The organism is Cellulosimicrobium sp. GQ32, assembly GCF_059758455.1.
Genome location: NZ_JCAXEP010000005.1, coordinates 285,429 through 309,908, shown reverse-complemented (window position 1 = coordinate 309,908; position 24,480 = coordinate 285,429). Strand labels below are relative to the sequence as shown.

The window sequence follows — 24,480 nt, the reverse complement described above, 5'->3', positions numbered from 1 at the left end:
CCCACAGCGGTGGGGCGGGTGGGGGCATCTCAGAACGGCTTGCGGGCCACGACGAGGAACCGCGGGGCCTCGTCCACGAACTCGTGGCCCGCGGCGAGGTGCAGGTGCAGGGCACGGAGCGGCGCCTCGTACCGCGCGACCGCGTCGGGGGAGAGCGACGCGAGGTCGGGCACCTGCCACGCGATGAGCTTGAGGTACCAGAGCACGGACGACAGGTCGCGGAAGCGGCGCAGTCCCTCGTGCTCGCGCGCGACGTCGACGACGAAACCCGCCTCGCGCAGGACCTCGACCGCGGCCTCGAGCGTCACCGAGTCCGGGTCCCACGGGAGCTCCGTGCCGAGCGCGGTGTTGAGACGCAGGCCGTCGCGGGTGTCGACCTGCTGGGTGAGGAACACCCCGCCCGGCTCGAGCACACGCAGCACCTCGTCGGGATCGAACTCCTCGTGCCGGTCCAGCACGACCGCGAACTGGCCGTCGAAGAACGGCAGGAGCTGCTCGTCGTCGCCCTCCACGGACCGGACGTCGACGCCCAGGGGCTCGAGCCGGCGCCGTGCCACGGGCAGGTTCGGCGCCCAGCCCTCCGTCGCCGCCGACCCGGCGGGCAGCGGCCCGAGCGTGGACAGCAGCTCGCCGCCGCCGGTCCCCAGGTCGAGCACCGGCCCGCGGCCGCTGCCGACCAGCTCGCGCGCGAGCGCGGCGTAGTCCCACGGCAGCGGGTCCTCGACCACGCGCTCCGCCACGGGCGAGAGGTCGAACCCGACCACAGGCACCGCACGGGCCCAGGCGACGTGCTCCTCGAACGAGGCGTCCCGGGCGGGGACGGGCACGTCGGTCGCCCGGTCGGAGGTGGCGGGGGTGTCGGGGACCGCGGCAGGCATGCCTCGATTGTCACCCGCTCCGGCGCCGACGCCGAACATGCGCGCCGGGCCCGTCGCGCACCGACGGGGAGTCCTCCCCATCGCCGCCGGGCGGCCGTGCACGGTAGCCTCCCCGATGCCCGTTTCGTGCGTTCCGTGATGCGCGGGGCGCGGCGGGGACACGGATCGACCGACGAGGGGACGAGGACGACGTGAGCGGGATGTGGGGCGCCGACGTCACCGAGCTGAGGAGGCTCGCGCAGTCGCTGCGCTCCGCCTCCGACCAGCTCGTGAGCACGACGTCCGAGGTCAGCGGCCTCGTGGAGGCCGCCGGCCGGTGGCAGGGCGGCGACGCCGACCAGTTCCGGGGCGAGTGGACCGGATCCTCGGTGGCGCTCCTGCGCGGGGTGAGCCAGACGCTCGCCGAGGCGTCGCAGGCGGTGCTGCGCAACGCCGACGAGCAGTACCTGACGAGCACCGAGGGCGGCACGATCCCGTCCCCCGGGGTGCCCGGCCCGGGCGTGCCCACGGGCCCCGGCGGCGGGCCGCTCGGTGGCGGGACCCCGCTCGCCGGGTCGATCTGGGACGTCGGCGAGACCCTCGTGGAGGCGGGGACGTACGTCCTCGACGGGCTGAAGGCCTGGAAGGTCGGCCAGTCCCTCACCGCGTTCCTCCAGGCCAGCCGCCTCGCCGACCTGTCCGACGCCGCCGCGAGCGCGTCGGTCTTCGCGCGCGGCATGGTCCTCGACGACGCGATGGGGTTCCTGGGCGGGCTCGGGACGGCGGGCCGGCTCGTGGGCGGCGTCGGCGGCCTGTTCGGCGTCATCGGCGGCTTCAACCAGATGTTCAACACCGAGTACGACGGCGTCCGGGGCGGCGTGGACCGGGTCATGGGCGGCCTGTCGGTCGTGGGCGGCGCGGGGACGATGCTCATGATGGCGGGCATGCTCACCAACCCGGTCGGCATCGGGATCGTGGTCGGCGCGGGCGTCGTCGCGGGCGCCTGGGCGCTGGGGAACCTGGTCGTCGACAACTGGGACGCGATCTCCGGGTTCGCCACCAACCCCGGCCCGTACCTCGCCGACGGGTGGAACACCGTGACGGACTTCGCGGGCGACGCGGTCGATACGATCGGGGACGTCGCGTCCGACGTCGGGGACGCGATCGGCGACGGTCTCTCCGCCGCCGGTGACTTCGTCGGAGGGCTCTTCTCGTGACCCAGCAGACCATGCGGTGGTCCGCGTCGGACATCGCCGCGGCCGAGAGAGCGCTGGAACGGGCCGTCGCGGGCGAGGTCACGCACGTCGTCACGCTCACCGACGAGGAGATCGTCATCCTCGACGGGCTCCAGAACCCCCAGCTCGTGGCCGTCCCGTGGCTCGACGCGCAGGAGGGCGCGGACCGCGCGCTCGTGGGCCGCGTCGCGCTCCGCTCGCTCCTCGCCCGCGGCATGGTCGTGCCGAGCGAGGACGCGGGCGCGGCCGAGCCCGTGGACGGCCGGCCGGCCGTCGGCATCGAGGCCGTCCCGGAGATCACGGGCCCGCTCGTCCTGCGCCGCACCGCGCACGCGATCCTGTCCGTCGAGCGCACGACGTCGATCGGCCGGCACTGGGTGTACGTCTACCTCCACGAGGACGACCGCGTGCTCGAGGAGGAGGTCGCCCCGAGCGGCCACCACGCGTTCAGCGTCTACCCGCTGGCCGAGCTCCCGGGCCGGCTCGCGGTCTTCGTCGACCCGCGCTCCCAGGCCCTGCTCGACGGCCGCTCCCAGACGTTCACGCCCGACGAGTTCGCGGCCCAGGCGCCCACCCTCCCGGAGCTGGCCGGGGCGCTGGCCGTGACGACGATCGGCGCGGTGCGCGCCGGCTCCGACGTCCTGGAGCAGGTGAGCGTCTACGCGACCCCCGACGGCGTGTACACGGTCCGGGGCGGCGAGCACGGGGCCGACGGCGCGCCGACGTCGCTCACGCTCTCCGAGGTCGGGTCGGCCACGGTCCGCCGTCTCCCGCTCGAGCTGCTCGGCCGATGAGCGGGCCGACGCCGGCGACCGGTGCGCGCGCGACGCGCAAGGTGCGGTACCACGCCGAACGGTCGGGCCTCGGCACGGTCCGGCACGTGTCGGCGGCGACGCCGAACGCCCCGGCGTGGGCGGTGACGGTGGTCGTGGTGCTCGTGTTCTCCGTCGGGCCGGCGCTCGTGGGGAACGCGGGGCCCGCCGCGATCGGCTACCTCCTGCCGTCGTTCGCGGCGATCGCCGCCGTGATCCTCTGGTTCCTCGGGTCCGAGAAGCTGGTCGTGCTCGACCACGGGATCCTCGTCGGCTCGTTCGCCCCGTTCCTGCGCCCGGTCGCGGTGCCCTTCGCGGCATTCGACGTCCGGACCGTGCGCGCCGCCGTCGCGAGCCCGCGCACCCTCGGTCTGCTGCTCACCGACCGCGGCGTGTCGACGGCGTCGCGCACCGTGCTCTGGTCGCGCCGTACCGTGACCTTCGTGGGGGTCGCGCCGAGCCAGCTCCGGCAGGCGCGCGCGCGGGGGCTGCACGTCGACCTCGCGACCGCGACCGCCGTCGACCTCTGGGTCTTCTCGGCGCGCGACCCGCGTCGCCAGGAGCAGGTCGTCCGCGCGCTGGGCGACGCCGCGCGCGCAGCCGGGGTGCCCGGCGCGGAGCACGTCGAGGCGCTCGCCCTGCCCGCGCAGCCCGTGGAGGTCTCGCCGGAGGGCGCCGACCGTCTCGCGGTCCCGGAGCGGCTGCGCAGCGCCCGGGCGCGGCACCCGCAGACGACGCGCTGAGCGTCTCGCGGACCATCGGCCGCCGGCGTCAGGCGGAGGTGGGTCCGAACGCCGCGGCGAGGCGCGCCGCCGGGCCCTCGCCCTCGGTGCTCGCGGCGCCGAGAGCGGCGACCTGGAGCACCATCCACGGACTGAACGCCCACGGGGTCGCGGCGACCGCGCGCGCGACGTCGCGCGGGTCCGCCCAGGCGGTCTCCATGACCTCGTCGGGGTTCGGCACGACCGTGCCCGCCGCGCGCGCCGCGTAGACCGGGCAGATCTCGTTCTCCACGACGCCGGAAGCGTCGACGGCGCGGTAGCGGAAGCCCGGCACCGCGACCTCGAGGCCCGCGACCTCGAGGTCGAGCTCGTGCCGCGCGTGGCGGACGATCGACTCCTCGGTGGTCTCGGTCCAGCGCGGGTGCCCGCAGAAGGAGTTGGTCCACACGCCCGGCCACGTGCGCTTCGCGAGCGCGCGCCGCGTGAGCAGGAGGCGGCCCGCGTCGTCGAGCACGTAGCAGGAGAAGGCGAGATGGAGAGGTGTCTCGGTCGTGTGGACCGCGGCGCGCTCGAAGGTGCCGGTCCGGCGACCCTGGTCGTCGACGGTGACGACGTGGTCGGCGGCGACGGGGACGTGCGAGGTCATGCGGCCACTCTCGCACACGCCGGACCTGCACGGGGAAACGCTGTCAGGACTCCGCGGGACCCCGCGGCGGGGCCCGGGAGGAAAGCCTGGCGAGGCTCGGCCGTGAGGGGAGTCACCCCGACGGCGCGCCCCACCGCCTTGCCGGGCCCACCCTGGCGTGAATTAAGGTGAGGGTAACCTCACTGGGCCTCCACCGACCGGGCACGCGCCCCCGAGCAGATCCGAGCACCATGACCTCGCCCGCGACCGCCGACGCTCCGGTCGGCGTCCCCGACGGGACCCTCCGGCCCGCGACGGACCGCGTCGACCGCCCGGCCGGGGTCGCCCGCACGAACGCGGGGCGCAGCCTCGGGCTCCTCGTCGCCGTCGTGGTCCTCGTGCTCGCGATCGTGCTCAGCCTCGTCGTCGGCTCCAAGCCGGTCCCGCTCGGCACCGTCTGGGACGCGCTCACCGGGTACGACGGCTCGGGCGACCACGTGATCATCCGCGACCTGCGGCTGCCCCGCACGATCGTCGGCCTCCTGGTCGGCGCCGCGCTCGGGGTCTCGGGCGGGCTCATCCAGGCCATGACGCGCAACCCGCTGGCCGACCCGGGCATCCTCGGCGTCAACGCCGGGGCGGCCTTCGCCGTCGTGCTCGCGGTCGCGTTCCTCGGGTTCACGGACATCCAGTCCTTCATCTGGTTCGCGTTCGCCGGGGCGGTCGTCGCGACCGTGGCGGTCTACGCCATCGGGTCGCAGGGGCGTGGGGGAGCGACGCCGGTGCGCCTGACCCTCGCGGGCGTCGCGCTCGGGGCCGTCCTGGGCGGCATCTCGCAGGGCATCACGCTGCTCGACCCCGCGGCGTTCGACCGCATGCGCTTCTGGGGCGCCGGCTCGCTGGCCGGCCGCACGATGGAGATGGCCGGCACGATCGCGCCGTTCGTCGTGGTCGGGCTCGTCATCGCGCTCGTCGTCGCCCGCCCGCTCAACACCATCGCGCTCGGCGACGACCTCGCGAGCTCGCTCGGCGCGCACGTCGGGCGCACGCGCATCCTCGTCGGCGTCGCGGTGATGCTCCTGTGCGGCGCCGCGACGGCGGCCGCCGGGCCGATCGCGTTCGTCGGGCTCATGGTGCCGCACGTCGCGCGCTGGACGGTCGGCCCCGACCAGCGCTGGATCCTCCCGTACTCGGCCGTGCTCGCGCCGGTCCTGCTGCTCGTGTCCGACGTCGTGGGCCGCGTCGTCGTGATGCCCGGCGAGCTCCAGGTCGGGATCGTCACGGCCTTCGTCGGTGCGCCCGTCCTCATCGCGCTCGTGCGCCGCTCGAAGGCGAGCGGGCTGTGAGCGCCCCGGTCCGGGACGACGCGCCCGTGGGACCGCGCGTGGGCGAGCCCGCGCCCGACCGCACGCACCGCCTCGACTTCGGCCGCCCCACGCGCGTCGTGCGCGGGCTCGGCGGCCGCGCGAGCCTCCGGCTCGACCTGCGCACGCTCGGGGTGTGCGGGGCGCTGCTGCTCGTCGCGCTCGCGATCGGCGTCGTCGCGCTGACCACCGGCGACTACCCGCTCACCGTCCCGCAGGTCCTCCAGGCGCTCGTGGGCGCGGCCGACGGCCCGGTCCACATGGTCGTCGTCGAGTGGCGCCTGCCGCGCGCGCTCATGGCGCTCGTGCTCGGCGCCGCGCTCGGTGCGAGCGGCGCGATCTTCCAGTCCCTCACGCGCAACCCGCTCGGCAGCCCCGACGTCATCGGGTTCAACACCGGCGCGTACACGGGCGCGCTCGTCGTCATCATGCTGCTCGGCGGCGGGTACGTCGGCGTCGCGGCGGGCGCGCTCGTCGGCGGCATCGTCACCGCGGGCGTCGTGTACCTCCTGGCGTACCGGCGCGGGGTCCAGGGGTTCCGGCTCATCATCGTCGGCATCGCCGTGTCCGCGATGCTCGCGTCCGTCAACCAGTGGCTCATCATCAAGGCCGACCTCGAGACCGCGATGGCGGCCGCCGTGTGGGGGGCGGGGTCGCTCAACGGTATGACGTGGGCGCAGGCGGTGCCCGCGTGCGTGCTCGCGGCGCTCCTCGCGCTGCCGCTCGTGTGGCTGGCGCCGCGCATGGGGCTGCTGGAGCTCGGGGACGACGCCGCGGCCGCACTCGGCCTGCGCAGCGAGCGGGTGCGCCTCGCCCTCGTCATCGTCGGCGTCGCGCTCACGGCGCTCGTCACCGCGGCGGCCGGGCCCATCGCATTCGTCGCGCTCGCTGCCCCGCAGCTCGCGCGCCGCCTCACCGGCGCCGCGGGCGTGCGGATCCTCCCCGCCGCCGTCATGGGCGCCGTCCTGCTCGCGGCGAGCGACCTCGTCGCCCAGCGCGCGTTCGCGCCCACCCAGCTCCCCGTCGGCGTCGTCACCGTGAGCGTCGGCGGCGCCTACCTCGTCTGGCTCCTCGTGCGCGAGGCCCGCAAGTGACCACGAACCCGCAGACCGGAAGGACCTCGGTGGCTCTCACGAACCTCGCGGCCGCCCCGAGCGGCGCCGTCGCCGACGCGTCGACCGACGCGCGCGCGGACCGCGTCGCGCCCGCCGACCGCCTGCACGCCGAAGGGATCACGGTCGGCTACGACGACCGCGTCATCTCCTCCGGCCTCGACGTGAGCATCCCCGACGGGTCGTTCACCGTGATCGTCGGGCCGAACGCGTGCGGCAAGTCGACGCTGCTCCGCGCGCTGTCGCGCCTGCTCAAGCCGTCGCAGGGACAGGTCGTGCTCGACGGCCGCTCGATCTCCTCGATCCCCGCGAAGGAGGTCGCGCGCCGCCTCGGGCTCCTGCCGCAGACGTCGATCGCCCCCGAGGGCATCACGGTCGCGGACCTCGTCGCGCGCGGGCGCTACCCGCACCAGAAGCTCCTGCGGCAGTGGTCGCGCGAGGACGAGGCCGCCGTGGTCGGGGCGCTCGCCGCGACCGGGACGACCGAGCTCTCGGGCCGCCTCGTCGACGAGCTCTCCGGCGGGCAGCGCCAGCGCGTGTGGGTCGCGATGGTCCTCGCGCAGGAGACCCCGATCCTCCTGCTCGACGAGCCGACGACGTTCCTCGACATCGCGCACCAGATCGAGCTGCTGGAGCTGTGCGCCGACCTCAACCGCGACCGCGGGCACACGCTCGTCGCCGTGCTGCACGACCTCAACCACGCGTGCCGGTACGCGACCCACCTCATCGCCATGAAGGACGGCGCGATCGTCGCCGAGGGAGCCCCGGCCGACGTCGTGACGGCGGAGCTCGTCGAGGGCGTGTTCGGCCTGCCGTGCCGGATCATCGCCGACCCCGTGACGGGCACCCCGCTCGTCGTGCCCGAGGGTCGTCCCCGCCGCGTCTGACCGCGACCCCGTTCCCCGCCGGTCGACCCACCCGCCCGACCGGCCCCCCACCGTCCTGCGCTCGCCCGCACCGCCTCGTCGGAGGAGCATCGCATGACCCGCAGCACCCGTCCCTCGTCCACCCTGCCCACGCTGGCCCACGAGACCCGGCCCCGGCGCGCGGTGCGTCCCCTCGCCGCCGGCACGATCGCCGTCGGGCTCGCGGCCACGCTCGCCGCGTGCTCGACCGCCACCGACCCGGGCGCCGACGGCGCGGCCCCGTCCGCGGCCGCGGAAGACTGGACCTGGACGTCCTCGGGCTACGGCACGACGTACGAGCTCGACGAGGCGCCGGACACCCTGGTCGTCGACGGCTACACCGCCGCGGCGCTGTGGGACTACGGCGTGCGGCCCGCCGGGGTGTTCGGCTACGGCTTCTCCGACGCCGGCGCGCTGTCGATCGGCAACGCCCGGGTCGACGAGATGGAGGTCGTCGGAGCCGACGCCGAGCTCAACCTGGAGAAGCTGCTCGCGCTCGAGCCCGACCTCGTGATCGGGTTCGGCAACGAGGACGGCACGGCCTGGACCTGGTGGGACGACAAGGTCACCACGGAGGCGACGGCGGTCGCGCCGTTCGTCGGCATGAAGTTCTCGGGCCGCCCCGTGGTCGAGGTGATCGAGGACTACGCGTCGCTCGCGCAGTCGCTCGGCGGCGACGTCGACTCACCGGAGGTCACGGAGGCGAAGGCCGCGTTCGACGACCGGCTCGACACGCTGCGCGGCATCGCGGCCGAGAAGCCGCTGACGATCCTGCCGCTCAACGGCGCGGAGCAGCTGTGGGTCGGTCAGAAGAACCTGGGCCAGCTCGCGCTGCTCGAGGAGCTGGGCTTCACGATCGGCGGGCCGCAGGACCAGGAGGGCTGGGCCGAGCTGAGCTGGGAGCGCGTGCCCGACCACCCGGCCGACGTCGTGCTGAGCTACACGGGATCCGACGAGGCGATGGCCGCCACCCCGGTCTACGCCGAGCTGCCCGCCGTGCGGGCGGGCCAGGTCGTCGGGTGGGACGACAAGCGGCCGTTCACCTACGCGAGCTACGTCGAGTGGTTCGACGAGCTCATCGCGGTGCTCGACGGCGCGGAGGTCGTCTCGGGACCGCCCGCGTCCTGACCGTCCCACCAGTCGAGGACGACTGTCGCGTGGTAGGTGAGCCAGCGTGACGGCTCGCCCGCGGGGGCGTCGACCTCGAACCACACCCGGCCCGGGTGCCGCCGGCCCTGGAGCCAGGTGCCGTCCGGGCGCCGGGCGCGGCGGACGTGCTCGACGGCGTCCGCCGCGCGCGGGTCCGGCGGCGTCCCGTCGAGGAGCGAGGCCTCGCGGAGGTAGACCAGCGCGTTGAGCACGCTGTAGTACCAGCGGAACGGGTACGCGAGGCGGAACACCCAGTCGCCGACAGGCTCGCCCGTGCTCAGGCGGCGGAACAGGCCCCGGCGCAGCAGGTACTCCTCGCCGGACCGTCGCGCCGCGCGCAGCTCGTCGCCACCGCCCGCGAGCTCCTGGTACGCGAGGAGGCCCTTGAGCGCGTTGAGCGTCGAGTGGAACGACGACACCGTGGCGCCCTCCACCCACTCGCAGTTCCACCCGCCGTCGGGCAGCCGGCCTCGGAGCACCGCGGCGAGCAGCTCCGACACGTCGACCCCGAGCCATGCACCCGCCGCGAGCGTGTAGCCGTTGATGCACCAGTCGACCTCGCCGCCCCAGTAGGGCAGGTCGTCGTACTCCCAGCGGCTGTGCGCCGCGAGCAGCTCGGGCGTGCGGCGCGCGCGCAGCACGCCCGGGTCGAGCCCCCACTCGCGCAGCGCGACGAGCGACCAGGTCGTCGCGGTCCAGGGCTGGCCCTCCTCGGGCCTGCCACCGGCGTCGTACGCGGCGTCGGTCGCGGCGTCGACGGCGCCCACGTCCGCGGGGAAGTACGCGCCGCCGGCCCACTGGCCGTCGGGGTCCTGCAGCGCGAGCAGGCGCGCGCCGAAGCCCTCGGTCGCCACGCGTGCGCGCGTCGCCTCCCACACCTCGGGTGGCGCGTGCACGACGTCCCGCTCGACCCTCCAGCGCAGCGCCGGGTCGGCGTCGAGGAGCCAGTCGACCAGCCCGCCGTCGGGCGGCCCTCCGGGAGCGGTGTCGGCCATCCCGTCACGCTACGCCCGGACCGCAGCCGGCGTCAGCCCGTCAGACGAACCCGAAGACCGGCGGGAAGACGACCACGACGACCGCGGCCCACACCGCGTACACGGGCAGGAACCGGGTCTGCCAGGCCACGAGGTCGGCGAACGGGCGGCGCCCGCGCAGGAAGGCCGTCGCCAGCACCGCGGACCACACGAGGTGGACGAGCAGGAGCAGGTTGAGCCCGAGCGCCGCGGCCTTGTTGGGGCTCACGCCGAACTCCGCGATGCGCGTGAGCATCGCGGTGAGCGCGACGGCGTCGACAGCGAGCGCCGCGACGACGAGGACGACCTGGAGCCCGTCGAAGAGCGACCGGGGCGCGAGCGGGTCGCGCGCCGAGACGGAGTACAGGAGCAGGCACAGGACCAGCACGAGGATCGCGTCCATGAGGATGAGCAGCTCGCGGTCGACGGCGGCGAGGTTCCCCGCGGTCGCGAGGACGACGAACACGGCGAGGAGCATGACGAGCGTCAGGGGCGTGAAGACGCGCGTGAGCACGGGAGCGATGTTCTCGACGACGTTCTGCTTGGCCTCGACGAGCCACGCGGCGACGATCAGCGCGGCCGGGACGCACAGCGGCAGGATCCAGTCCTCGAGGTAGGGCTCGAGGTCGACGTCGGCGAGGGAGAAGACGCCCGCGGTGAGGCCGAGCAGGACCCCGCCGCCGAGCGCGAGGAGCGTGTAGTACACGGCGAGCTCGCCGGTGAAGCGCGCAAAGTCCATGCGACGCGCGTCCGAGCGCCAGCGGCCCCCGACGTACGCGAGCCCGACGACGGCCCACAGCGTCACGGGCGCGGCGAGCGCCGCGAGGACGAGGGTCGAGCCCGTGGGCTGGAACGGGTACACGTTGAGGACGACGCCCAGCACGACGAACGGCACCGCGAGCGCCCCGACGACCCGCGCGGTGACCTGGCGCTTCCACGCGAGGTAGGCGGTGAGGAACGGCAGCACGAGGAGCCCGACGTTGAGGCCGACGGTCTCCGGGTCGAGGACCGCGGTCGCGACCTTGACCGTGATGCCGGTGGCGACGGCAAGCCCGAGCACGACCGCGAGCTCGCGCCACGAGCGCGTGCGGCCCGTGGGCTGCTCGCCGACGAGGACGAGCTGCTTCCACAGCCGCTCGGAGTGCTCCTGCGCGAACTCGCGCGACAGGTCGTCGAGCGTACCCATGCGCTTCACCGCGACGAGGAACGCCTCGTCGTCGTCGAGCCCGGTCGCGCGCAGGTCCTCGACCCGCTCGCGCAGGTGGTCCTCCATCTCGTCGACGTCCGCGCCGGAGATGGCCTCGCGGCGGCGGACGTACCCGCGCCACTGGTCGATCTGGGCCTCGAGCGCGGCGTGCGGGCCGGGGCTGGCCCCGTCCGTCGGCGCGGTCGCGGCGCCCATCAGGCCCACCCTTCCGCGACGCGCGGCGGGCTCTGGAGCCCGTCCTGCGCCGTGCGCCAGACCTGGTGGAGCGCGTGCGCGACGACGTCCCACTGCGCCTGGCGCTCGACGAGCGCCTCGCGCCCGGCAGCGGTGATCGCGTAGTGCTTGCGGCGCCGGCCGACGTCGGACGTGCCCCACGACGCCTCGACGAGCCCGAGCCGCTCCAACCGGTGCAGCAGCGGGTACAGCATGCCGTCGGTCCACCGCATGCGGCCGCCCGAGAGCTCGTCGACGCGCTTGAGGATCGCGTAGCCGTACGACTCGCCGTCGGCGAGGATCCCGAGCACGAGCGGGGTGGCCGACGCGGCCACGAGGTCCTTGTCGATACGCATGGCACTCCTATGCCTAGTTCTTCTAGGGTTACTGACCCTAGCAGATCTAGGGTTGGCTCGGCGGCCTCGCGGTCTAGCGTGGTTCCTGCCGACGCGGCCGTGACGTCCCGACCGGAGTCGCACCTCGCGCCGACAGCGACCTGGGGGGCCCGCCATGCCTCGCACGTACCTCTTCGCCCTGACCGACGGCGGCGGGACGGTCCCGCCCGAGGTGGGGGCCGCGCGTCGGCTCGTGGAGCGCGGGCACCGCGTCCGGGTGCTCGCGGAGGACTCGATGGCGCCAGAGGTGCGCGCGACGGATGCGACGCTCGTCCCGTGGCGCACGGCGCCCAACCGCCCCGACCGCGACCCGGCGCACGACCCCCTCCAGGACTGGGCGGCGCCGAGCCTGCTCGCCCAGGCACGCGACATGGGCGACCACCTCATCGCCGGGCCGGCGGCGGACTACGCGCACGACGTCCTCGACGCCGTCGACGACGAGCGACCCGACCTGGTCGTCACCTCCGTCTTCGCGTTCGGCGCGATGGTCGCGGCGCAGTCACGCGGGATCCCGTTCGACGTCCTGATCCCCAACGTCTACGCGCTGCCCACGCCCGGCCGCACGCCGTTCGGCGCGGGACTCACGCCCGCGCGCGGGCCGCTCGGCCGGCTGCGCGACCGCACGATCACCGGCCTCTCGACGCGCGTGTTCGACCGCTACACGCGCGACCGGCTCAACGCCCTGCGCGCCGACCTGGGCCTCGACCCGCTCGCGCGCTCGTGGGAGCAGCTGAGCGCCGCGCGCCGCCAGCTCGTCATGACGAGCCCCGCGTTCGACCTCCCCGGCCCGCTCCCGGCGAACGCCCGGTACGTGGGGCCCGTGCTCGACGACCCGGCGTGGGCCGACGACGCCCCCTGGACCGCGCCGCCGGGCGACGACCCGCTCGTCCTCGTCGCGCTGTCGTCCACGTTCCAGGACCAGGCCGCGCTGCTGCGGCGGATCGTCGCGGCGCTCGCGACGCTGCCCGTGCGCGGCGTCGTCACGACCGGGCAAGGGCTCGCGCCGGACGCGGTGCCGGGCACGGCGAACGTCGCCGTGGTCGCGTCCGCTCCCCACCACGAGGTGCTGCGCGACGCCGCGCTCGTCGTCACGCACGGCGGCCACGGCACGCTCCTCAAGGCGTTCGCGGCGGGCTGCCCCGTCGTCGTCCTCCCGCACGGGCGCGACCAGGGCGACAACGCCGCGCGCGTCACGCTGCGCGGCGCGGGCGTCGCGCTCTCACGGAAGGCGTCCGCCGAGCGGGTCGCGCGCGCCGTCCGGCAGGTCCTCGACGACCCCGCGTACACGCGCCGGGCCACCGCGCTCGGCGACGCGGTCCGGCGCGACGCCGAGCACAGCACCCTCGTCGCCGAGCTCGAGGACCTCGACGCCGGGAGCACCGCGCCGCCGCTACGGTGACCCGATGGACGCCGAGACCCACGCCCGCCGGCTGCGCGACCACCTCGACGCCGCGGCGCCCGAGGCGGTCCGTCGCCTGCGCGCCGTCGTCGACGCGCTGCCCGACGCCGCCGAGGAGGTCGTCGTGACGGTGTTCCCGGACCAGGACGGCGAGGGCACGCTCGACGTCGTCGTCTCGCTCGACGGTCCCGACGTCTTCGTCCTGAACCGGCGCCGTCGAGCCGTTCCGCACCCTCTTCGAGGTCGTGCACGGCGAGGCGGCCCCGTCCACGCCGTGCCCCTCCTCACCCCCGGGCGGGTGGAGGGGCACGACGGGCACGGCACCTGCGTCCCGCTCGTGCTGGCACCCTGAACCCGTCCGACGCGCTCTGCCGTCCGAGGCGGCGTGGCGTCGCCACTCCGACGACGGGCGGGAGGCGACGGCCCCGCCGCGGACGGCGCGGCGGGGCCGTTGTCGAGCCCGGGCGGGACCGGGTGGTCCCGCCCGGGGTCGTGCACGGGTCTCCCGGAGGAGGGTCGGGCTACCCGGCGTAGGTCTCGAGCTCGGCGACGCGGGGAGTGCCCGACGCGCCGGTGATCTCGAGGTTGATCTTCTTGAGCGACGTCGCGGTGAACGTGATGGCCCCCGCACCGCTACCCGTCTTCAGGACGGCGCCCGTGTCGTTGTTCACGAGGCGCCACGTCCCGATTGTGCCGCCGCCGGCGGCCTCCTTGACGACGACCCGGCCCACGGTCGTCGCGGTGCCCCACTTGACGGAGAGGGTCCCCGTCGAGCCGCTGGGCGACCACCAGGTCGCGGTGCTGCCGTCGATCGCGTTGCCATAGCTCGTCCCGCTGCCCTTGCTCGAACCGTCGGCGCCGGCACCGATGCTGAGGTTGGTGCCCGACGGCGGGCCGGTCGGGTCCGTCGGGTCCGTCGGGTCGGTGGGGTCAGTCGGGTCCGTGGGGTCGGTCGGGTTCGTCGGCTCGCCGCCGAAGGTGACCCGGAGCGAGCCGTCCGCCGCGAACGACCAGCCGAGCTCACCGTCGTAGGCGGAGCACGCCGACCCGTTCGAGCCGGACCAGAACGAGTTGCCGCCCGCGTCCGTGCCGACCGTCTTGTCGTTCGCCCCGGAGTCGCACGACACGTTGCCGGTGAACCGGTGGGTCCCGGCGTCGAAGCTGAAGTTGCGCTCGGCGTTGCCGACCGCGACGTTGCCGCTGACGGTGATCGAGCCCGGGTTCGAGTTGTACGTGAACCCGTGCTTGCCGTTGTTCACGGCGAACGAGTTGCGCACGACGTGGTCGACCTTGATGTCCTCGCCGCCGAGCTTGTACCCGTTGCGGTCGCCCGCACCGGCCTGCCCACCGTCGGAGAGCGTGCCGTTCTCGTAGGCGAGCGAGCTCTCGATCGTCACGGGCCCGATCGGTCCGGTGTCGGACTTCGTGTACAGGTCCCAGCCGTCGTCGATGTTGTGGTGGGAGACGGTGTGCCGGAACACGTTGCCCGGACCGGACGTGAGCTTCGCCGCGAACCCGTCCGCGTCCTCGCCGTCCGAGTCCGCGTTGTCGTGCGACTCGCTGCTGAGGACGAGGTTGTCCGACGGCCACTCGCTCGCCGGGGCGCCCGCCACGAGACGGGAGAGCTGCAGGCCGGTGTCGTGGTTGTAGCGGGTCACGACGCGCTCGATGACGTTGTTGCTGCCGCCGAGCAGGATGCCGTTGTCGCCCGCGTGCTCGACCACGATGCCGTAGACGTGCCACCAGTCGCCGCCGATCGCGAGACCGCGGTTCGCCGGGTCCTCGGCCTGCGCCGAGAAGTTGAGCACGGGCCGCTCCCCGGGGTACGCGGACAGCAGGGTGCGGTCGCCCGACGTGCCGTCGTTGCCCGGCTCGATCGTGACGGTCGACGACAGGTCGTACGTGCCACCGCGCAGGAAGATCTCGCCGCCCGAGGCGACGCGCTCGATCGCGGCGGGGAGCGTCGTCGGCGCCGACAGCGTGCCGGCGGCGCTCGCGCTGCCGTCCGGTGCGACGTAGATCGTCTCCGCCGTCGGCTCCGGCGGGTCCGTCGGGTCGACGGGTCCCGGGTCCGTCGGGTCGGTCGGGTCCGTCGGGTCGGTGGGGTCGGGGTCCGGCGTCTGCGGCGTGCACGAGCCGTCCGAGACCTTGAGGCCCTTGTTCGCGCCCGCGGTCTGGTTCACGAGGTTCGGCACGCAGCTCGCGCCGTCGAGCGTGTAGGAGTACGGGATGCTGACCGACGTCGTGGAGGTCAGGTTCGGGCCGGCCGGCTGGATGTCACCGCTCGGGCTCGACCACGTGACGTTGTCGAGGACGTTCCCGGCGACCTGCCAGGTGCCCTTCTGGTCGGTGTAGAACGTGCCGAGGACGTCCTTCGAGTCCTCGAAGTAGTTGTTCTCGACCTTCGCCCTCGCCCCGGCCCGCGAGTTGATCCCGGACTCGTTGAGCTGCACGTAGTGGTTGTTGTAGATGTGGGCGATGCCGCCGCGCAGCAGCGGCGTGCGCGAGTCGAGGTTCTCGTACTTGTTGTGGTGGAACGTCACGAACCCGTTGGACGTGTCGCTCTCGCTCGAGCCGATGAGGCCGCCGCGGCCGGAGTTGCGCAGGATGCTGTAGGACAGCGTCACGTACTGGACGCCCGCCTTCATGTCGAAGAGGCCGTCGTAGCCCTCCGACTCCCCGCCCGACGCCTCGAGCGTCACGTGGTCCACCCACACGTTGCGGACGCCGCTCTCCATGCCGATGGCGTCGCCGCCGTTGGACGTGGGCGAGCCGGACTTCTTGACGTTCTTCACGGTGACGTTCTGGATGATGATGTTGCTGGCCTCACGGATGTGGATGCCCAGCTGATCGAACGTCGCGCCGTTGCCGACGCCGATGATCGTCACGTTGCTGATCTGCTTGAGCTCGATCACGCCGGCCGCCGTGTTGCAGCTGTCGCCCGAGACCTTGGCCGTGTTGCCGTGGTTGATGGTGCCCTCGACCTCGATGACGATCGGGGTGTCGTCGCTGGCCCTGCTGCACAGGGCCGCGTGGATCTGGGTCCCGGTCGTGGCGCGGACGGTCTGGCCGCCGGCGCCACCGGTCGTGCCGCCGTTCTGGGTCGCGTAGCCGGTCGGGCTGCCGGTCACGGCCGCGCTCGCGGTCGTGGTCAGGGCCATCACGCCCATCGTGGCCGCCAGGGCCGTCGCGGCGGTGGCCGCGAGCAGTCGTCGTGCGACGGGTCGTCTCATCGTGGTGCCTCACCTTTCGTCATCGAACTGGGGGGCAGTGCGTGGTGACTCACGGCTCCAGGTCCGCGCTCGCGTCGGTCGACGCGGCGACCTCGTCCTGGTGCGTCGGCGCCGGGTCGTGCGCCCTGCGCGGCGGCCGACGACGACGTCGGGCAGCCCGCCTCGGAAGAGCTCGTCGAGGCGCTCGGATGAGGTCGAGACCTGGGTAACCGGTTTCCCGATCGTAGGATACCGGTTTCCCATCGCGCAAGCCGCAACTACTTGACGAATTCTTGACCCCTGTCGACCCGATAGCGGGGGAGCGCTCCACGCTCCTGGCGCGGGGATCGGATCAGGAGGAGCCCGGGATGCAAGAAGTCCCGGTCAGGCTCACCTGACCGGGACTCTTCCGCGGGTCTTCCGACTGAGTAGTCGAAGCCCTCGCCACGTGCGCGAGGGGGGACTTGAACCCCCACGCCCTTTCGGACACTGGCACCTGAAGCCAGCGCGTCTGCCATTCCGCCACTCGCGCGTGCCGCAGAAGACTAGCACGATGCACGACGACGCCTGGAACCGCGCGGCAGGGCGTGACGGCCGCCACGTGCCGGTCGTCGCGCACCGCCACGAGGCGCCGAGGGCTGCGCGCCCGACGTTCACACGCTCCGCCCCGAACGCGCCACATCCGTCCGGAGATCGTGCGACGAATCGGGCCTCCGTCGCAGACGTGATCGATACGATCTAGGTAGTCTGCCCGGGACGCAGGTGTGCACCAGGGGCCGTCGGGAGCACGGTCCGGGAGGCGCAGACGAGCACCGCGGCACGAGCCGCAGCACGAGCGAGCACGAGGGAGGAGGTGGCATGGGAGTCCTGGACCGCTTCGAGAAGGGCGTCGAGCGCGTGGTGAACAACGCGTTCGCCAAGGTCGGACGCAGCGAGGTCAAGCCCGTCGAGCTCGCGAGCGCGTTGCGGCGCGAGGTCGACGACCGCGCCGCCGTCGTGGACCGCGAGCGCACGGTCGTGCCCAACGAGTTCACCATCGAGCTGTCGGTGGACGACTTCGGCCAGGTCGAGGGGTGGGGCGCGGAGACGCTCGCCGACGAGCTGGCGTCGAACGTCACGCAGTACGCGGCGTCGCAGCACTACGCGTTCGTCGGCCCGGTGAGCGTGAGCTTCGAGCAGAACGACACGCTCGACGTCGGCCGCTTCCAGCTCCGCTCGGCCAGCGTGCGCGGAAACGTGGCGCCCGCGACGTCCGCGTCCCCGAGCACGCGGCACCCGCTCGTCGACATCGACGGGCAGCGCTACCTGCTCACGGGCCCGGTCACGGTCATCGGCCGCGGCTCGGAGGCCGACATCGTCGTCGACGACCCGGGGGTCTCGCGCCGCCACCTGGAGATCCGCGTGACGCCGGAGGGCGTCATCGCGACGGACCTCGGCTCGACCAACGGCCTGTTCGTCGAGGGGCACCAGGTGCCGGCCGCGACCCTGCTCGACGGCAACTCCCTGACGATCGGCCGTACCCGCATCATGTTCTGGACCGGCGCGTCCGACAACGAGGAGTGGTGATCCGGCCCGCATGACCGACCTCACGTTCACCCTGCTGCGGCTGGGCTACCTGGTGCTGCTCTGGGTGTTCGTGCTCTCCGCGATCGGGGTGCTGCGTCGGGACCTGTACGGCACCAAGATCACGCCACGCCGCGGCAAGAAGGGCGGCCCCGCCCCGGCCGCCCGCCCGACGTCGGGCGCCACCCCGGCCGCGCCCGAGCCCTCGCGGCCCGCCGCGCCCGCGGGCCCGTCGCGGCTCGTCGTCACCGCCGGCCCGCTGACCGGCACGACGATCCCCCTCACGACGTCGTCGATCCTCATCGGCCGCGCACCGAGCTGCACGCTCGTCCTCGACGACGACTACTCCTCGTCGCGCCACGCGCGCATCTTCCCGCAGCACGGGTCCTGGTTCGTCGAGGACCTCGGCTCCACCAACGGCACCTACGTCGAGGACCAGCGCATCGGCCAGGTGACGCCGCTGGGTCCGGGCACGCGGGTGCGGATCGGTCAGTCCGTCGTCGAGCTGCAGAGGTAGCCCGCAGTGAACATCGCCCTGCGCTACGCCGCGCGCTCCGACGTCGGGCTCGTGCGGTCCAACAACCAGGACTCCGGGTACGCCGGGCCGCACCTGCTCGTCGTCGCCGACGGCATGGGCGGCCACGCCGGGGGCGACGTGGCGTCGTCGATCGCCATCGCGGCGCTCGCGCCGCTCGACGGGGAGTCGCACGGCCCCGACGACGCGCTCGCCGAGCTCGAGCGCTCGATCGACCACGCGCGCCAGGACCTCGTGGACCGCAGCGTGACCGACCCCGAGCTCGTGGGCATGGGCACGACCGTCACCGCGATCCTGCGGGCGGGCAACAAGCTCGCGATGGCGCACCTCGGCGACTCGCGCGCGTACCTGCTGCGCGACGGCGAGCTCACCCAGGTGACGACCGACCACACCTTCGTGCAGCACCTCGTGGACACGGGCCGCATCTCGCCCGACGAGGCGGAGACGCACCCGCAGCGCAACGTCGTCATGCGCGTGCTCGGCGACTTCGACATCGACCTCACGCCGGACATGTCGGTGCGCGAGGCGAAGCCGGGCGACCGCTGGCTCCTGTGCTCCGACGGCCTCTCGGGCTTCGTCAGCCCGGAGACGATCGCCCAGACGCTCGAGGACACCCCCGACGTCGACGAGTGCGCCGACCACCTGCTCCAGCTCGCGCTGCGCGCCGGCAGCACGGACAACGTGACGGTCGTGGTCGCGGACATCGTGGACCTCGACGTCCTGCCCGACGGCACGGCGCCCGGCACCGGGGCGCAGATCGTCGGCTCCGCGGCGATCGACCGCGACGCCCCGACGTCGGCCGCGGACGGCCCCGCCGCGCGGGCGGCAGCGCTCATGGCCAGCGCGAACGCCCCCGCCGCGACCGAGGAGCCCGCCGCGGACGGCGCGGCCGAGACCGCGGAGGGCGAGGCGGCCTCGGGCGGCGTCGCGGAGGAGGGCGAGGGCGACGTGCGGCCCGGCCGTGCGCCGCGCCGCTGGATCACCGTCGTCGCGATCCTCCTCGTCGTCGCCGGCCTGGGCGTGGCAGGGTGGGCGGGCTACCGCTGGACGCAGACGCAGTACTACGTCGGGGTCGCCGACGGCCAGGTGGCCGTGTTCCGCGGCATCCCGGAGAACGCGGGCCCGGTGACCCTGTCGACGCCGATCGAGCTCACCGGGACGCGCGTCGCGGACCTTCCGGGCTACGTCGTCGACCGCCTGGAGACCACCATCCCCGCGGAGTCGCTCGAGGACGCCCGTGCGCGCGCGGAGCGCCTCGTCGCCGAGGCCACGGAGGAGTCCACCGACGCCCCCGCGACCGACGGCACCACCCAGACGCCCACCGAGGGCGCGACCGAGACCCCGGAGGCCGGGGCGCCCGACGTGACCCCGGCACCCACCGACGGCGCCGGCTCGGAGGCCTGATGGCCACGGTGGAGACCACCGAGGTGCGCCCCGGCCGGGGCGCGGAGCTCGGTCTGCTCGTCCTCGCGCTCGCGCTGGGCATCGGGGCGTACGCGCTCGTGGGCCTCCAGCTCACGGGCGAGCTCCCGGGCCGCTTCTACGTGTACAGCATCGGCACCGTGGTGCTCGCGGGCGCCGCGCACCTGCTGCTGCGCTTCAAGGCGCCGTACGCGGACCCGGTGATCCTGCCGATCGCCGTCGCGCTCAACGGCATCGGCCTCGCGATGATCTTCCGCCTCGACCTCGGCTCGCAGGTCACGGGCGGCACCCAGGACCTCGCGCCGCGCCAGCTCCAGTGGACCGCGCTCGGCATCCTCTGCGCGTTCGCCGTGATCTGGTTCCTGCGCGACCACCGGACCCTGCGGCGCTACACCTACACCGCGATGATCGCGGGCATCGTGCTCGTCGCGCTGCCGCTCGTCCCGGGCCTGGGCACGCGCATCAACGGCGCGCAGATCTGGATCAACGTCTTCGGCTTCTCGCTCCAGCCCGCGGAGTTCGCGAAGATCGCGTTCGCGATCTTCTTCGCCGGCTACCTCGTGACGAACCGCGACACGCTCGCGCTCGCCGGACCCAAGGTGCTCGGGCTCCAGCTCCCGCGCCTGCGCGACCTCGGGCCGATCATCATCGTCTGGCTGGTCTCGCTCGCGATCCTCGTGTTCGAGCGCGACCTGGGCACCTCGCTCCTGTTCTTCGGCCTGTTCGTCGCGATGCTCTACATCGCGACCGAGCGCGTGAGCTGGGTCGTCATCGGTCTGGTGCTCATCGCGGTCGGCGCGGTGCTCGCCGCGTCGACGTTCGGCCACGTGCAGGCGCGCGTCGACGTGTGGCTCCATCCGTTCGACCCCGAGATCTTCGGCCGCAGCCCCGGCGGCTCGGGCCAGCTCGTGGGCGGCCTCTTCTCGCTCGGGAACGGTGGCCTGTTCGGCACGGGCTGGGGCGCGGGCTACCCGCGCACGGTCCCGTACGCGTTCTCCGACTTCATCTACGCCTCGCTCGGCGAGGAGCTCGGACTCACGGGCCTGATCGGCATCCTGCTCGCCTACCTCATCCTCGTGGAGCGCGGCCTGCGCACCGCGATCGGCGTCCGTGACGGGTTCGGCAAGCTGCTCGCGGGCGGGCTCGCGTTCGTCATGGCGTGGCAGCTCTTCGTCGTCGTCGGGGGGATCACGCGGATCATCCCGCTCACGGGCCTCACCATGCCGTTCGTCGCCCAGGGCGGGTCGTCGCTCCTCGCGAACTGGCTGGTCGTGGGCCTGCTGCTGCGGATCTCCGACGACGCGCGCCGGCCCTCGTCCCTGCCCGTACGAGGCCAGGTGGCGCCCGGCGGGGCGCGCACGCGCCCCGACTCCGAGCCGGTCGAGGTCGTGGGCAGCGGGGCCCCCGCCGTCGGCGCGCGGCCCGACGACGCGCCCACCACGGTCGGGACGCCCGCCGCCGTCGGGCCGCCCACCGGTCCGACGCGCGCGACGACGGGCGTGCAGCCCGCCGTCGGGCAGACGGGTGAGGTCTCCGCCCACCCCGACGAGCTGCGCACGGAGGTCGTGCGGCGCCCCGGTCCCGACGGCCCCCACCCCGAGACCGACCCCTGGGGAGGAGCCCGGTGAACGTCCCCCTGCGTCGCGTCGCGACGGTCGTCCTCGTCATGTTCCTCGCGCTCATGGTGTCGACGACGTACATCCAGTTCGTCCAGGCGGACTCGCTCAACAACGACTCGCGCAACGCCCGCACGATCTACCGCGAGTACAACAAGTTCCGTGGCCCGATCGTCGTCGCGGGCGACGCGATCGCGTCCTCGACCCCGGTGGACGACGCGTTCGGCTTCCAGCGCCAGTACGCGAACGGCCCTCTGTACGCGCCCGTCTCCGGGTTCCTCTCGCTCACCAACGGGCGCACGGAGATCGAGGACAAGGAGAACGACTACCTCAACGGCGAGGCGAGCTCGCTGTGGCTCGACCGCCTCAGCGCGCTGTTCACCGGCAAGCAGCCCCAGGGTGCGTCCGTCGAGCTGACGATCGACCCCGCGGCGCAGCAGGCCGCCTGGGACGCGCTGGGCGACCAGCGGGGTGCGGTCGTCGCGATCGAGCCCAAGACCGGGCGGGTCCTCGCCCTCGTGTCGAAGCCCAGCTACGACCCCAACGAGCTCGCGACGCACGACACCGCCCTCGCGCGCGAGCGCTACCAGGAGCTGCTCAACGCCGACGGCAACCCGATGTCCAACCGGGCGATCCGCGGCAACACGTACCCGCCGGGCTCGACGTTCAAGATCGTCACCTCGGCCGCGGCGCTCGAGAGCGGGCAGTACACGGCCGAGACCGTGATCCCGGCCCCGGACGAGCTCCCGTACCCGCAGTCGACGCAGACGATGAAGAACTTCGGCGGGTCGCGCTGCTCGCCGACGGGCGAGATGACCCTTGCCGACGCGCTCCGCATCTCCTGCAACACCGCCTTCGGCGACCTGGCCATGACGCTCGGCGAGGACGCGATGCGGGACCAGGCCGAGGACTTCGGCTTCGACGCCCCGCTCGAGATCCCGATGGACGTCACCCCCAGCCAGTTCCCCGCCGAGGGCACCCCCGGCGCGGACCCGGCGGGTATCGCGCGCGCGGGCATCGGGCAGGGCGAGGTCAAGGTCACCCCGCTCCAGATGGCGATGGTCGCCGCGGCGATCGCGAACGACGGCGTGCAGATGGCCCCGTACACGGTCGAGACGATCCGCAACCCCGACCTCGACGTCGTGCGCCAGTCGGAGCCGCGCCGCCTGCGCACCTCGGTGTCGCCGTCGACGGCCGACCAGCTCACGCAGATGATGCTCGGGGTCGTCGAGAACGGCTCCGGGAAGGCGGCGCAGATCCCGGGCGTGCAGGTCGCGGGCAAGACCGGCACCGCCGAGACCGGTGGCGAGGCCGCCCCGCACGCCTGGTTCACGAGCTTCGCGCCCGCCGACGACCCCCAGGTCGCGGTCGCGGTCATCGTCGAGAACGGCGGCTCGCTGGGCAACGAGGCGACCGGCGGCGCGATCGCCGCGCCGATCGCGCGCGCCGTCATGGAGGCGGTGTTGAACGGATGAAGCCCGTGAGGGGGCTGACGCTCGGCAACCGCTACCGCCTGGTGCGGCGCATCGCCGTCGGCGGCATGGGCGAGGTGTGGGTCGCGGCCGACGACGCGCTCGGCCGCGAGGTCGCGGTCAAGGTCCTGCGGAGCGAGTACGCGGGCAACGAGGACTTCCTCAACCGCCTGCGCACCGAGGCCCGCAACAGCGCGGCGCTCTCGCACCCCAACATCGCGCAGATGTACGACTACGGCGAGACCAACGGCTCCGGGTACCTCGTCATGGAGCTCGTCGTGGGCGAGCCCATGGCGGACCTGCTGGAGCGCGAGCCGGTGCTCCCGCCCGCCCGGCTCCTGCCGATCCTCGCGCAGACGGCACGCGCGCTCCACGCGGCGCACCTGTCCGGCGTCGTGCACCGCGACGTCAAGCCGGGCAACATCCTCATCGACCGCTCCGGCACGGTGAAGATCACCGACTTCGGCGTCTCGCTCGCGGCCAACCAGGTCCCGATGACCGCGACCGGCATGGTGATGGGCACCGCCCAGTACCTGTCGCCCGAGCAGGCCGTCGGGCAGGCGGCCACGGGGGCGTCGGACATCTACGCGCTGGGCATCGTCGCGTACGAGTCGATCGTCGGGAACCGGCCGTTCACCGGGTCCACCCCGGTCGACATCGCGGTCGCGCACGTCAACGAGCCCGTGCCACCGCTCCCGTCGTCGGTCGACCCGGAGCTCTCCGAGCTCGTCATGGTCATGCTCGCCAAGGACCCGCTGGCGCGTCCGCACCCGGCCGACGCCCTCGCCCGCGTCTTCGAGGAGATCCAGGCGCGCCTCGCGGCCGACCCGTGGTCCGCGCGTGCCGGCGCGGCCGCCACCACCCGGCGCGGCCGGCGCGCCCGCACGACGACGGACGACGCCCCTCCGGCGCCCGAGCCGGACCCTGCTCCCGTCATCACGCCGCTCGTCATCCCGGCCGCCGTGCGCGACCCGCACCCGGTCGACCCCGCGACGCCGTGGATCGCCCCGGAGGCCCGACCAGGCGCCCACGCCGCCGAGCCCGCCGGCGGCCACCTCGCCGAGAGCGACGCCGAGCCCGTCGGTCAGCCGACCGCTCCGCCGTCCGACACGCCGCCCGCCTCCGGGCCCGCCCTGCCGTGGGAGCGCCCCGTCCCCGCGCCGTCCGCCGAGGACCCGGCCGGTCCCCGCGCCTACCCGCCGCGCCGCGAGATGCACGGCGGCACCCGCTCGTCGCGACGACCGCAGCCCGCTCGCGGCGGCGCTCGACCAGGCGCCGGCTCCCCCGCGAGCACCCCGTCGGCGGCGCCGGCCACGCGGGCCGAGGCCCGTCGGCAGTCGCAGGCGGCCCCGTCGCGATCGTCCTCCGGCCGCCGCACGTCCACGACGACGGGGCGGCGCCTCGGCGGGCTGCCGAACGGCCTCACGTGGCCCCTGGTGGCCCTGCTGGGCCTGCTCCTCGTGCTGGTCGTCGCGACGATCGCCTCCCTGGGCGACCGGGACCGGGACGACGCGGACGCAGCTCCGGCGACCGTCGTCGAGACGGTCACCCACGCCTCCCTCCCGGGCTCCGCGGCTCCCTCCGGACGGGTGACATCGTGACGACATCGTTGCGTTCCCGGCTTTCCCGAAAGCCCTCCAGTGGGATGATTG

The 24,480-nt window shown here is 74.0% G+C and carries 21 protein-coding genes and 1 tRNA gene; 15 read left to right on the top strand and 7 right to left on the bottom strand.

Going from position 1 to position 24,480, the window contains the following annotated elements:
- Positions 1 to 29: 29 nt before the first annotated feature.
- Positions 30 to 878 (bottom strand): class I SAM-dependent methyltransferase, encoded by an 849-nt coding sequence (locus AC6CH9_RS11005; protein ID WP_498154907.1) that lies wholly within the window; start codon positions 876 to 878, stop codon positions 30 to 32.
- Positions 879 to 1,069: 191 nt separating this feature from the next.
- Between AC6CH9_RS11005 and AC6CH9_RS11000 the strand changes: the two genes are divergently transcribed.
- From AC6CH9_RS11000 to AC6CH9_RS10990, 3 genes are read left to right on the top strand one after another with little or no spacing between them, the layout of a single operon-like run.
- Positions 1,070 to 2,074, top strand: coding sequence for a WXG100 family type VII secretion target (locus tag AC6CH9_RS11000; protein WP_498154906.1), 1,005 nt, complete (start codon positions 1,070 to 1,072; stop codon positions 2,072 to 2,074).
- On the top strand, positions 2,071 to 2,886 hold the full coding sequence (locus AC6CH9_RS10995) for a hypothetical protein (RefSeq protein ID WP_498154905.1): 816 nt from the start codon (positions 2,071 to 2,073) through the stop codon (positions 2,884 to 2,886). The genes AC6CH9_RS11000 and AC6CH9_RS10995 overlap by 4 nt, the downstream gene beginning before the upstream one ends.
- Positions 2,883 to 3,647 (top strand): hypothetical protein, encoded by a 765-nt coding sequence (locus AC6CH9_RS10990; RefSeq protein ID WP_498154904.1) that lies wholly within the window; start codon positions 2,883 to 2,885, stop codon positions 3,645 to 3,647. The genes AC6CH9_RS10995 and AC6CH9_RS10990 overlap by 4 nt, the downstream gene beginning before the upstream one ends.
- A 28-nt stretch (positions 3,648 to 3,675) precedes the next feature.
- Here AC6CH9_RS10990 and idi read toward each other — a convergent pair whose 3' ends face one another.
- Complete coding sequence (idi, locus tag AC6CH9_RS10985; RefSeq protein ID WP_498154903.1) at positions 3,676 to 4,272, bottom strand: isopentenyl-diphosphate Delta-isomerase; 597 nt, start codon at positions 4,270 to 4,272, stop codon at positions 3,676 to 3,678.
- 230 nt (positions 4,273 to 4,502) lie between these two features.
- Between idi and AC6CH9_RS10980 the strand changes: the two genes are divergently transcribed.
- The 4 genes from AC6CH9_RS10980 to AC6CH9_RS10965 all read left to right on the top strand — a co-directional run bounded on the left by AC6CH9_RS10980 (position 4,503) and on the right by AC6CH9_RS10965 (position 8,760).
- Positions 4,503 to 5,597 carry an iron chelate uptake ABC transporter family permease subunit gene (locus tag AC6CH9_RS10980; RefSeq protein WP_498154902.1) on the top strand — a complete coding sequence of 365 codons (1,095 nt, stop codon included), beginning with the start codon at positions 4,503 to 4,505 and terminating at the stop codon, positions 5,595 to 5,597.
- A 38-nt stretch (positions 5,598 to 5,635) separates the two neighbouring features.
- On the top strand, positions 5,636 to 6,709 hold the full coding sequence (gene fepG, locus AC6CH9_RS10975) for an iron-enterobactin ABC transporter permease (protein ID WP_498154953.1): 1,074 nt from the start codon (positions 5,636 to 5,638) through the stop codon (positions 6,707 to 6,709).
- A gap of 122 nt (positions 6,710 to 6,831) precedes the next feature.
- Entirely contained in the window at positions 6,832 to 7,614 is a 783-nt protein-coding gene (locus tag AC6CH9_RS10970; RefSeq protein ID WP_498154952.1) for an ABC transporter ATP-binding protein, read from the top strand.
- A 93-nt stretch (positions 7,615 to 7,707) separates the two neighbouring features.
- The gene (locus tag AC6CH9_RS10965) at positions 7,708 to 8,760 is read left to right on the top strand and encodes an ABC transporter substrate-binding protein (protein ID WP_498154901.1); all 1,053 of its coding nucleotides are present in this window, start codon (positions 7,708 to 7,710) and stop codon (positions 8,758 to 8,760) included.
- On the opposite strand, the gene AC6CH9_RS10960 is transcribed toward AC6CH9_RS10965, so the two are convergent.
- From AC6CH9_RS10960 to AC6CH9_RS10950, 3 genes are read right to left on the bottom strand one after another with little or no spacing between them, the layout of a single operon-like run.
- Positions 8,685 to 9,776 carry a squalene cyclase gene (locus tag AC6CH9_RS10960; RefSeq protein WP_498154900.1) on the bottom strand — a complete coding sequence of 364 codons (1,092 nt, stop codon included), beginning with the start codon at positions 9,774 to 9,776 and terminating at the stop codon, positions 8,685 to 8,687. The two genes, AC6CH9_RS10965 and AC6CH9_RS10960, sit on opposite strands and share 76 nt — an antisense overlap.
- Before the next feature lie 40 nt (positions 9,777 to 9,816).
- A complete protein-coding gene (locus tag AC6CH9_RS10955; RefSeq protein ID WP_498154899.1) occupies positions 9,817 to 11,196 on the bottom strand; it encodes a permease prefix domain 1-containing protein in 1,380 nt (459 codons plus the stop codon).
- Complete coding sequence (locus AC6CH9_RS10950; RefSeq protein WP_498154898.1) at positions 11,196 to 11,570, bottom strand: PadR family transcriptional regulator; 375 nt, start codon at positions 11,568 to 11,570, stop codon at positions 11,196 to 11,198. The genes AC6CH9_RS10955 and AC6CH9_RS10950 overlap by 1 nt, the downstream gene beginning before the upstream one ends.
- A gap of 154 nt (positions 11,571 to 11,724) precedes the next feature.
- Between AC6CH9_RS10950 and AC6CH9_RS10945 the strand changes: the two genes are divergently transcribed.
- Positions 11,725 to 13,008 (top strand): glycosyltransferase, encoded by a 1,284-nt coding sequence (locus AC6CH9_RS10945; protein WP_498154897.1) that lies wholly within the window; start codon positions 11,725 to 11,727, stop codon positions 13,006 to 13,008.
- Positions 13,009 to 13,012: 4 nt separating this feature from the next.
- Positions 13,013 to 13,360, top strand: a complete 348-nt coding sequence (locus AC6CH9_RS10940; protein ID WP_498154896.1) for a DUF6389 family protein — start codon at positions 13,013 to 13,015, stop codon at positions 13,358 to 13,360.
- A 169-nt stretch (positions 13,361 to 13,529) separates the two neighbouring features.
- On the opposite strand, the gene AC6CH9_RS10935 is transcribed toward AC6CH9_RS10940, so the two are convergent.
- Together AC6CH9_RS10935 and AC6CH9_RS10930 are read right to left on the bottom strand one after the other, a co-directional pair.
- Positions 13,530 to 16,241 (bottom strand): pectate lyase family protein, encoded by a 2,712-nt coding sequence (locus AC6CH9_RS10935; protein WP_498154895.1) that lies wholly within the window; start codon positions 16,239 to 16,241, stop codon positions 13,530 to 13,532.
- Between the two features lie 428 nt (positions 16,242 to 16,669).
- Positions 16,670 to 16,752 (bottom strand) — tRNA-Leu (locus AC6CH9_RS10930).
- Positions 16,753 to 17,078: 326 nt separating this feature from the next.
- On the opposite strand from AC6CH9_RS10930, the gene AC6CH9_RS10925 reads away from it, so the two are divergent.
- From AC6CH9_RS10925 to AC6CH9_RS10900, 6 genes are read left to right on the top strand one after another with little or no spacing between them, the layout of a single operon-like run.
- Positions 17,079 to 17,786, top strand: a complete 708-nt coding sequence (locus AC6CH9_RS10925; RefSeq protein ID WP_047230883.1) for an FHA domain-containing protein — start codon at positions 17,079 to 17,081, stop codon at positions 17,784 to 17,786.
- 10 nt (positions 17,787 to 17,796) lie between these two features.
- Complete coding sequence (locus tag AC6CH9_RS10920) at positions 17,797 to 18,300, top strand: FHA domain-containing protein FhaB/FipA (RefSeq protein WP_498154894.1); 504 nt, start codon at positions 17,797 to 17,799, stop codon at positions 18,298 to 18,300.
- Positions 18,301 to 18,306: 6 nt separating this feature from the next.
- On the top strand, positions 18,307 to 19,722 hold the full coding sequence (locus AC6CH9_RS10915; protein ID WP_498154893.1) for a Stp1/IreP family PP2C-type Ser/Thr phosphatase: 1,416 nt from the start codon (positions 18,307 to 18,309) through the stop codon (positions 19,720 to 19,722).
- Positions 19,722 to 21,368, top strand: a complete 1,647-nt coding sequence (locus tag AC6CH9_RS10910; protein WP_498154892.1) for an FtsW/RodA/SpoVE family cell cycle protein — start codon at positions 19,722 to 19,724, stop codon at positions 21,366 to 21,368. The genes AC6CH9_RS10915 and AC6CH9_RS10910 overlap by 1 nt, the downstream gene beginning before the upstream one ends.
- Positions 21,365 to 22,831: a peptidoglycan D,D-transpeptidase FtsI family protein gene (locus tag AC6CH9_RS10905; RefSeq protein ID WP_498154891.1), complete on the top strand. Its 1,467-nt coding sequence runs from the start codon at positions 21,365 to 21,367 to the stop codon at positions 22,829 to 22,831. The genes AC6CH9_RS10910 and AC6CH9_RS10905 overlap by 4 nt, the downstream gene beginning before the upstream one ends.
- On the top strand, positions 22,828 to 24,429 hold the full coding sequence (locus AC6CH9_RS10900; protein ID WP_498154890.1) for a serine/threonine-protein kinase: 1,602 nt from the start codon (positions 22,828 to 22,830) through the stop codon (positions 24,427 to 24,429). The genes AC6CH9_RS10905 and AC6CH9_RS10900 overlap by 4 nt, the downstream gene beginning before the upstream one ends.
- The last annotated feature ends 51 nt before the right edge of the window (positions 24,430 to 24,480 follow it).